Annotated in this window: 9 protein-coding genes and 1 tRNA gene; 4 read left to right on the forward strand and 6 right to left on the reverse strand. The window is 25.7% G+C overall.

The genetic code is table 11. The annotated features are described in order from the left end of the window. Positions 1-276: 276 nt before the first annotated feature. Positions 277-387: transfer RNA gene (locus BGI41_RS04365), tRNA-Met, on the reverse strand. 284 nt (positions 388-671) lie between these two features. Here BGI41_RS04365 and ahcY point away from each other — a divergent pair. Both ahcY and BGI41_RS04375 read left to right on the forward strand, forming a co-directional pair. Continuing rightward, positions 672-1928 (forward strand): adenosylhomocysteinase, encoded by a 1257-nt coding sequence (gene ahcY, locus BGI41_RS04370; RefSeq protein ID WP_088539013.1) that lies wholly within the window; start codon positions 672-674, stop codon positions 1926-1928. A gap of 71 nt (positions 1929-1999) precedes the next feature. Then, positions 2000-2656, forward strand: a complete 657-nt coding sequence (locus BGI41_RS04375) for a DUF2119 domain-containing protein (protein WP_088539014.1) — start codon at positions 2000-2002, stop codon at positions 2654-2656. Between the two features lie 95 nt (positions 2657-2751). Here the strand turns inward: BGI41_RS04375 and fen are convergent, their stop codons facing one another. From fen to cyaB, 5 genes are all read right to left on the reverse strand, one after another. Further along, on the reverse strand, positions 2752-3738 hold the full coding sequence (gene fen, locus BGI41_RS04380) for a flap endonuclease-1 (protein ID WP_088539015.1): 987 nt from the start codon (positions 3736-3738) through the stop codon (positions 2752-2754). Between the two features lie 101 nt (positions 3739-3839). After that, entirely contained in the window at positions 3840-4409 is a 570-nt protein-coding gene (locus BGI41_RS04385) for a chorismate lyase (protein ID WP_088539016.1), read from the reverse strand. A gap of 62 nt (positions 4410-4471) precedes the next feature. Beyond that, positions 4472-5722 (reverse strand): homoaconitase large subunit, encoded by a 1251-nt coding sequence (gene hacA, locus BGI41_RS04390; RefSeq protein ID WP_088539017.1) that lies wholly within the window; start codon positions 5720-5722, stop codon positions 4472-4474. Between the two features lie 258 nt (positions 5723-5980). After that, the gene (locus tag BGI41_RS04395; RefSeq protein WP_088539018.1) at positions 5981-7153 is read right to left on the reverse strand and encodes a homocitrate synthase family protein; all 1173 of its coding nucleotides are present in this window, start codon (positions 7151-7153) and stop codon (positions 5981-5983) included. A gap of 277 nt (positions 7154-7430) precedes the next feature. Continuing rightward, positions 7431-7973, reverse strand: coding sequence for a class IV adenylate cyclase (cyaB, locus tag BGI41_RS04400; RefSeq protein WP_088539019.1), 543 nt, complete (start codon positions 7971-7973; stop codon positions 7431-7433). Between the two features lie 233 nt (positions 7974-8206). Between cyaB and BGI41_RS04405 the strand changes: the two genes are divergently transcribed. After that, the gene (locus tag BGI41_RS04405) at positions 8207-8752 is read left to right on the forward strand and encodes a TATA-box-binding protein (RefSeq protein WP_042707680.1); all 546 of its coding nucleotides are present in this window, start codon (positions 8207-8209) and stop codon (positions 8750-8752) included. A 13-nt stretch (positions 8753-8765) separates the two neighbouring features. Continuing rightward, complete coding sequence (serB, locus tag BGI41_RS04410; RefSeq protein WP_088539020.1) at positions 8766-10247, forward strand: phosphoserine phosphatase SerB; 1482 nt, start codon at positions 8766-8768, stop codon at positions 10245-10247. The last annotated feature ends 142 nt before the right edge of the window (positions 10248-10389 follow it).

Consider the following 10389-nt stretch of genomic DNA (forward strand, 5'->3'; position numbering starts at 1 on the left):
ATGATATTTTCTTTAATATTTTATTGTTTTAGTAAAAAATATTATATTATTTTTATTTAACTATTATCTTAAAGACTTAACTTATAATTTTATTAATATTTTAAAATGAGTTTTTTATATTTTTAGTTTATTTAAAATTGGATTTTTACTTGTGTTTGTTAAAATGAGTTTTTTATATAATTTAATTTAAAAATTATATTAATTTAAAATTAGTTTTTAATAAATTTTATAAAAGTTTAATAAAAAAAGTTTTAAAAATTTCCTGGGATTTTTTTATGCCGGGGGCGGGATTCGAACCCGCGGCCTCACGGTATCCCAGGAATTCAGTCAGAGCATAGCTAAAAAACCCTATGAGCCGTGCGCTCTAACCAGCTGAGCCACCCCGGCATAATAAATTAATAAAGTATATTAAATATTATATTATCTTATTTTAGTTTTTTTAATATTTATACTTTGTGTTTTAAATAGGTTTTTTCTTTGATTTACTATTTTTTTTAATTATTTTTTTACATTTTAAAAAATTTTTATTTGATATTTATTAATTTTTTTAGTAATCTTTAAAAATTTAAATGTATATAAATATAATATATTAATATTAAATCTATTGTTTTTCTTGAATTGATATTTAGATATATCAATCAAGTAGTTAAAAATTCTTATTTCGTGATTATATGAGTAATGTTAAAGATATGTCTCTTGCAGATGATGGAATAATGAAAATTGAATGGGTACAAAAACATATGCCTGTTCTTGAACATATTAAAAAAGTTTTTGAAGAAGAAAAACCTTTTGAAGGAATTACTATTGGTTCATGTTTACATCTTGAGCCTAAAACAGTTAATTTAGGTTTAACCTTGCAAGCTGGTGGGGCAGAAGTTGCAATGACTGGTTGTAATCCTTTATCCACTCATGATGATGCTGCTGCAGGTGCTGCTGCTCTTGGTTTAAATATTTATGGTTGGAGAGGTCAATCTGATGAAGAATATTATCAAGCTATTGATAATGTTTTAGATCATAAACCAGATATCATTATTGATGATGGTGCAGATATGATTATGCATTTACATAGTGAAAGACAAGAACTTTTATCAAATATTAAAGGTGCTTGTGAAGAAACTACTACTGGAGTACATAGGTTAAAAGCTATGGCTAAAGATAATGCTTTAAAATTCCCAGTTGTTGCAGTAAATGATGCTTATACTAAATATTTATTTGATAATAGATATGGTACTGGTCAATCTTCTTTAGATGCTATTATGGGTACAACTAACATGTTAATCGCTGGTAAAAATTTTACTGTATGTGGTTATGGTTGGTGTGGTCGTGGTGTAGCTAGTAGAGCAAGAGGTATGGGTGCTAATGTTATTGTTACTGAAGTTGACCCTATTAGAGCTCTTGAAGCTAGAATGGATGGTTTCAGAGTAATGACTATTCGTGAAGCTGTTAAAATATCTGATATTATTATCACTGTAACTGGTAATATTAATATTATTTCTGGTGATGATTTCAAATATATGAAAGATGGATGTATGCTTTGTAATTCAGGACATTTCAATGTAGAAATTAATAGAGATGATTTAGAAGCTCAAGCAGTATCTGTTAAAACTGTAAGAGAAAGTATTGAAATGTTTACTATGGAAGATGGAAGAAAAATCTATCTTTTAGCAGATGGTAGATTAGTTAATCTTGCTGCTGCAAGAGGTCAAGGTCACCCTGCTGAAATTATGGATATGAGTTTTGCAGTACAAGCTTTATCTGCTAAATATATTCTTGATAATGATAAAGATTTAAAAGTAGGAGTTATGAAAGCTCCAGATTCAATTGATGATACTGTAGCTAGATTAAAATTAAAAGCTATGGGAATTGAAATTGATTCAATTACTAATACTCAAAAAGATTATATGTCAGATTGGCATGCTGGAACTTAAATATTTTTAAGTATTTTTAAATATTTTTTCTTTTTTTTATTTATATATTTTTTTTTAACTTAGATGATATTATGGACTATTTTAAACATATTGATAATGGTGATGGGCCTGTTAAATTATTTATTGGTGGTGTTCATGGTAATGAAGGTAAAACTACTATTAAATTAATTAAACGTTTAAAAGTAGATGATTTATCTGAAGGTCAGTTTTATTTTTATAATTTTGATAGTAGTCCGTATATTTCAACTATTAATAAGAAGTATTATGAATCTGAGATGGGTCAAAAAATTATTAATTTAATTAAAAAATATAAACCTGATTTTTATACAGAGCTTCACTGTTATAATATACAGCATTATGAAAGATTAACTAATCTTAGTAGAATTGAAACTCAAGGTGTTCTTCCTTTAATTCCTTGTGGTGATTATATTTTAATAAGTTCTGTTTCTCCACTTATTAGAATGAGATATTTTACACGTGAAACTATATGTAAAACATTGGAAATTCCTTGTATTCATAATCCTGAAAAAATAGATTTTGCTGTTAAAAATTTCAATTTTGATGTAGATAAATCAATTTCTCGTTATATGAATTTATTAAGATTAATCTCAAAATCTACAAATCGTGAAAACTTTACAATAAATATTAGTAAATATTATTCAAAACAAGTTGAAATGGCAAAAAAATTTGTTAAAATGCTTTGGGGAGAAGATTTTCCACCATTTTAAAAATAAGTTATATTTTTATCTATTTTTTATTTTTTAGATTTATAGTAATTTAATTTTTTATTTTTTTTTTAAATTTTAATATGAATTTTAAAAGTTTAGAACCAATCTTCTAAACTTTTTTGACTAACATTAAGATTTTTCATCTTGTTTTTAAGCACATTATTTACTCTATCTTCTCCAAATCCATGTTCTTCACATAAAAATTCAATAATTTTTTCATTATCATAATCTTTGAATTTAATTTTATAATCTTTATTGACATTAGGTTTAAGGAAGATATTTCTTAAAATATCAATGTCTGTTTCTGGTTCATGATCTAAATCTTTTAATATTTCTTCAAGACTTTTTTCATTTAATAATTTAATACCTCTTTTTACACCAATTCCATGAACTCCATTATTGAAATCTGTACCTACAAGAAGAGCTAAATCTACTAATTTTTCCCTTGTAAAATCAAGATTTTTTAAAACTTTATTAAGTTCCATATATTCTAATTTTGATAATCCTCCACTTAATGTAAGGTTTCTAATGATTCTAGGTGCTCCAAAGAGTAAACAATCGTAATCTTGAGATGAAACTCCCCATGCATCTTTTTGTTGAACCATATAAGATGCTTGTGCTTCTCCTTCTCTTGAAGCTTGTATACATGGAATTCCCATATAATCAAGTAATTCTTTAGAACTTTCTACAATATATGGTGACATTCTTGAGGTACGAATTGCATATTTGCGTGCTAATTCTTCATCTCCTTCTGCTATTGCTTCTTTCATCTTTATTTCAGATTTCTTTTTAGCTTCTTTTCGTTTTTTAATTGTATCTGCTTTATATTCAGAAGGTTTACCATCAAAAACATATATTGGTTTAATTCCTTTTTCTATAATTGAGGATGTTCTATATAAAAGGCCACTTAAATGAGAGGTTATGTTTCCATCTGAATCTTTAAGAGGTGTTCCATCTTTTTGACGTATTCCTGATAGAAATTGGTAAATTGTGTTATATGCATCTATTGCTATTGTTCTTCCTTCTATATCTTTCAATTCAATTTTTTCTGGAGATGCAATGTCTCTAAAATTTACTCCCATTTTTTCACCTTATTTTATATTTAATTAATTTTTTATATTATCTTTAATTTTCTAATCTTAAATTATTTTTTTATTTTTAAAATTAGAATTTTGATATTTTATTATAATTGTTTTTTAGTAAAATAACTTATTGGAAACATTTCCTGAATCCACATGAATTTTTCATTATTATGTATAATATCATAATCTCGGGATAGGAATTCTTCATTTGTTTTATATATATTATTTAAATTTGTATCTCCTTTTAATATTTGAATATCTCCAATTTCACGTCTAGTTTCAAGTTTATAATTTTTTAAAATTCTTCCAATTGGAATATCTTCAGCTAATAATGAATCTTTAATTTCTTTACTTATTCTGGATAATAGAATGTAACTTTTTGCAAAAATCAATGGTTGATTATTTTTATGCATTATAATAACTCTATTATTGATTAATTCTCCTTCTTTAATATTAAAATGTTTAGCAACTTTTTCGTTTGCTTTTTCAAGATTCTGGTTTATTGTTTTTAAGCTTATTTTATTATATAATACATCAAGTATTGCAGTAATTGATCCATCTGTTGTTAATAGAATTTTTTGTGTATTTGAAAATTCTTTATTGTATTTATTTTCAAGATAATTTATCTTGTCAATTAAACATTTATTTATATTATTTTCTTTTTTTTCCATATTTTCACTTTAAAAATAGTTTTTTCTTGTTGTTTAAAATTAAAATAAAAAAAGAGAAAGGATTATATATTTTCTGGTTTTTCAATAAATCCTTTTATTGCAGAAGCTGCAACTACTTTAGGGTTTGAAAGGTATACTGAAGATTTAGGATCTCCCATTCTTCCTTTAAAATTCCTATTTGTTGTTGAAATTGCAGTTTCTCCTTCACATAAAACACCCATATGTGCACCAAGACATGGTCCACATCCAGGATTACAAACAATTCCACCAGCATCTACAAATGTTTGTATATAACCTTTATTTATTGCATTAAGATAAATTTCACGAGATGCTGGAAGTATTATAAGCCTTACATCTTCATGAACTTTATGTCCTTCAAGAACTTCTGCAGCTACTTTTAAATCTTCAAGTCTTCCATTAGTGCATGATCCAATTACTGCTTGATCAATGCTTGTACCTTGAACTTTACTAATTCCTTTAACATTATCTACATCATTAGGACATGAAATTTGTTCTTCTAAACCATCAATATCAAAATGATATTCTTTAGCATATTCTGCATCTTTATCTGATCTTTTTATGTTTAATTGATCTTTTGTTTTTCCAGTTCTTTTACAAACATATTCAATAGTTGCTTTATTAGGTTCCATTATACCATTTTTTGCACCCATTTCAATTGCCATATTAGTCATGGTCATTCTACTTGCAATATTTAGCTCGTTTATAGTTTCACCACAGAATTCTGCAGTTTTATAGGTTGCACCTGCAATACCAATTTTTCCTATAATATTAAGAATAATATCTTTTGAAGTTAAATTATTTAATTTACCTGTAACTTCTATTTTAATTGCTTCTGGAACCATAAACCATGTTTTTCCAGTAGCATAAACCATTGCAATATCTGTTGCACCCATTCCTGTTGAAAATGCTCCAAAAGCACCATAAGTACAGGTATGTGAATCTGCCCCTACAATTAATTTTCCTGGTTCTACTAAACCTTGTTCTGGAAGAACTTGGTGGCAAATACCTTCACCATTAATATAATGATGTGTAATTCCTTGTTTTTTTATAAAATCTCTTGTAATTTTTTGGAATTCTGCAGATCCTATTGTATTAGCAGGTACATTATGATCAAATACAATAGCTATTTTTTCAGGATCCCATACTTTATCTGCTACTTTTTCAAATGTTTTTATAGCAGGAGGGGATGTTCCATCATGAGACATTACAAGATCTACATTTGATTCTATAATTTCACCAGGATTAACTTCACGTCCTACTTTTTCAGATAATATTTTCTCTGTAATATTCATTTTTTCACACTGAAAATTAAAATTTTTAATATATAATATTATATTATTAAATTTTAAAACTTTTAATATTTTATTTTTTTTAATGTTTTTTATTTTGCTTTCTTTAAGATTTTTTAATATATTTCTTATTTTAAGTATTAAAAAATTAAATTTATTTAAAATAATATTATATTAAATTGAAAAATAGTTTTTTGTTAAAAACATAAAATATTAAGTTTATTTAAAAAATAGTAAAAATTAAAAAGAAAAAGAGTTAATTTAATTGTTTTTGAGATTTGCATCTTCAATGATTTCTTTAAATACATTATCATTAATGTATGTTCCTTTTTCTCTTGTTTCTTTAACTTTTTTAACGATTTTACATAATTCTTCATTACTTACTTCAACACCACATGAGTCAAGTTTTGCTTTTACGGCTCTACAACCAGAATGTTTTCCTAAAACAATTTGTCTTTTTTGACCTACAAGTTCTGGTACATATGGTTCATAAGTTAATGGTTCTTCTATAACTGCATCTACATGAATACCAGATTCATGTCTGAATATATTTTTACCTACAATTGGTTTATTATATGGTATTGGTAAACCTGTAGCTTTTGATACAAGGTCAGATAATTCTTTAATGTGTTTTGTTTTAAATCCAAGATCTTTTCCATATAATATTTTAAGTGCCATAGCTAATTCTTCAAGTGAAGCATTCCCTGCTCTTTCACCAATTCCATTTGCTGTAACTGAAACTCCACTTGCACCTGCTAAAAGACCTGCAATAGAATTTATCACGGCTAAACCAAAATCATTATGACAATGCATTGCAATATCTACGTTTATGTCTTTTTTGAGTTCTTTAATTAAATAATCAATTCCTTGTGGGGTAGCTGCACCAACAGTATCTGCTACATGAACTCTATCAACACCATAGCCTTCTGCTTTTTTATATAATCTTTTTAAGAAATCTAAATCTGCTCTTGTTGCATCTTCTGCAGAAAATGCTACAAATAATCCATGGTCTTTTGCATATTCAATTGATTTCATACAAGTATTTAATGCTTGTTCACGTGTAAAATGTAATTTATGTTCTAAGTGTAAATCAGATGCACCCATAAATGTTATAATTCCATCAACATCTGCATCTAATGCAGCATCAATATCTTCTTTTTTAGTTCTTGCTAAACAAATGATTTGTGCATCTAACCCTTCATTACATATAGCTTTCACTGTATTTTTTTCTCTTTCTGATACTCTTGGAAATCCTGCTTCTATTTGTGGGATTCTAAGTTCATCTAATTTATGAGCAATAGCTAGTTTTTCCTCTTTATTGAAACATACACCAGGGGTTTGTTCCCCATCTCTTAATGTTGTATCGTAAACTACAATATTCTCTGGAAAATTGTATTTAACTTCTTTATTATAAGGACTTACATAGTATTGCAAGTATATCACTCCTTGTTGAATTTATAAGTAATTTATTGATTGTATTTAATTTATTATTATATTATAAAATTTTTTTATAATTTTATTAATATAATATTTATATAATTAGTTTATATAATATATAACTCTTATATTTATTAATTTAAATATTTTAATATCTTTTTAAATTTTACTAATTTTTAGGTTTTTATTTTTTTATATTTTTAGGATTTTTTTTAATTTTATTATTATTATATTTATAATTTTTTCATAAAATTCATATAATAATATAATATAATTAATTTTTATTTTCTAATAATTCAAGGTAAGATGTTCTTTCAAAATTATCAGTTATTCCTAATTTAGCAAATAAATCAAATAATCCTTTTTGGGCATCATTATAATCTGTTCCATCTTCAACTAATATTTCTATTTCCATATATGGTCCTAAACCTTTTACATGGTCTAAACTTAATTCATAATTTTTATATTTAAATATTTCTCTATCTTTTATAACTTCTCTTGCTTCAACAAAACCTAAATGTTTGAATATTTTTCTACATTTTTCTTTATCTTCAATTTCCATTTCTATTTCTTCTCTTGTTTTACTTTTTTTATCTATTTTTGGTCCTTTATAAGTTATAAATAAATTATTTTCTGTATCTGTATTTGTTTTCCTTATTCTTAGTGCTTCATCAGTATCTGCAAAATCAACAATAGGACTATTAAAATATAAATCTTCTTGATGTTCAATTTTAACTAATTTAGCACCTAATTTTTCTATTTTATCTCTAACATCATCAAAATTATTTATTTTTGCTTTAGCTTCAACTTCAATCATTTTTACCATCTTTTTTATTATTAAGTTTTATAAAAATTTTTAATTAATTTTTTTGATTACTTATCTTTATTTTTATATTATTTATAAAATAAATTTTATTTTTAAATACATTTATATACTATTTAAATATAAAATTAATTATAGTAAAAATTTTAATATTTTAATTAATTATTCTTATTAAATTTAAAATGTTTACTTGCTCATTTTAATAAATTATGATTTGGAGGTTTAAAATGACCGATGTTGATATAAAAATAGAAAACATTGTGTCTTCTGCTAGTATTGGTAAAGATATTGTACTTACTGATGTAGCTAAAAATTTACCTGGCGTAGATTTTAACCGAGAACAATTCCCTGGTCTAGTTTTTAAACTTAAAGACCCTAAAACTGCAGCTTTGATTTTTAGCTCAGGTAAGCTCGTTTGTACTGGTGCTAAATCAATTGATGACTCAAAGTTAGCTATTAGGAAAACTGTGGATCTTATGAGAGAAATTGATACAGAAATCCCTCATGAGTTTGAAATTAAAATTCAAAATATAGTAGCTTCTGCAAATTTAGAATCCACATTAAATTTAGAAGCTGTTGCTTTAGAATTAGAAAACACAGAATATGAACCAGAACAATTCCCTGGTTTAGTATATCGTCTAACTGATCCTAAAGTAGTTTTATTATTATTCGGTTCTGGTAAAGTTGTTTGTACCGGTGCTAAAACTCGTAGTGATGCTAAGCTTGGAGTAGAAAGAGCTTATGACAGACTTAAAGAGTTAGACTTAATTTAATTTGGTGATATGTTTGATTGAACTTGTAGTATTTGACTTAGATAATGTTATTATGGATGGAGAAGCAATAGATGAAATTGGGAAAATTGCAAATGTAAAAGATCAAATTGCTGAAATTACTGAAAAAGCAATGCAAGGCGAAGTAGATTTTGAAACATCTATAAAAGAAAGAGTTAAACTTCTTGAAGGAGTTTCTGTAGATGAAATTAAAGAATTAAGGGACCAAATTCCTCTTATGAAAGGTGCTGAAGAAACTATTAAAGATTTAAAAGATAGTGGCTATAAAGTTATTATTATTAGCGGTAGTTTCGATATTATTGCAGATCCATTAAAAGAGAAATTAGGTGTTGATGATATTTTTGTAAATTCATTAACTGAAGAAGATGGAAAATTAACTGGTGAAGTTACTGGTGATTTAGTAAGCAAATCTAAATTAGATGTCTTAAACAATTATCTTGAAGATAAAGACATTAAATTAGAAAATTGTGTTGCTATTGGTGATGGTGCTAATGATATTTCCATTTTAAAAGCTGCTGGATTAGGTATTGCATTTAATGCAAAACCTGCAGTTAAAGAAATTGCTGATGTTGTTGTTGATGGTAAAGATTTATCTAAAGTATTACCTGTAATTAAAGATAATGCTAAAGATGAAGATGAATTTGTTCTTGCTGATACTCCTGAAGGTGTTAAACAACAAAAAATTGATAAAGAAGAAGAAATCTCTGCAATAGTTGATGAAAGGGAACATTTTAATAGAGTTGCTAAAGAACAACGTAAAATTCGTGATGAATTAAATGCTGAATTAAAAGTCAACTTAAACAAAGCTATTGAATATAGGGATGAACGTAATAGAATCAACAAAGAAGTTGAAGATGAGAAAAAATTACGTAATAATGCTAATAAAGAGCTCAGAAATTTAGAATGGTCTTCTGGTAAAAAAGATAAAGTTAAAATTGAAAATAAGATCAAAAAAATTGATAAAATCATTGAAACTAGAGTTCTTGATATTAAAAAAGAAAATCAACTTGTTAAAAATGCAAATGATCTTCGTAAACAATTAATGGATATTCATGAAGATGATAAAATAAAAGAACAAGCTAAAGAACTCAAAAAACAATCAGAAGAACACCATAAAAATGTTATTGAACTTTCTGAAAAAGCTCAAGAAGCACATGAACAAATGTTACACTACTTCAAAAAAACTGATGAGATTAGAGCAGCTGCTGATGAAGCACATCAAGCTTTCATAGATGCAAGAAAATCTGCATCAGCTAAACATGAAGAGTTTAAAAAAGTATTAAGCCAAATTCATGTAATTAATAAAAAACTCGGTACTTCTAAACCAAAAAGAAGAAACTCCAATAAAAAACAAATTGCTCCAAAAAGGAATTCTGAAGAAAAAGAGAAAGCTGAAAACATATTTGATAAATTTAAACATGGTAAAAAGTTATCTACTGAAGAACTTTTACTCTTACAAAAATATGATATAAGCTAATTTTAGCTTTTATCTTTTTTTTCAATTTATATTTTTGAATTTTTTATTATATACCTAATTTTAATTTCTATTTTTAATTAATTTAATTTAATAATATTTATTTCTATTTTTTAATAAATTTAATAAGTATTTTACTTATTTC

The sequence above is a fragment of the Methanobrevibacter sp. 87.7 genome (assembly GCF_002208625.1).
Lineage (GTDB): Archaea > Methanobacteriota > Methanobacteria > Methanobacteriales > Methanobacteriaceae > Methanarmilla.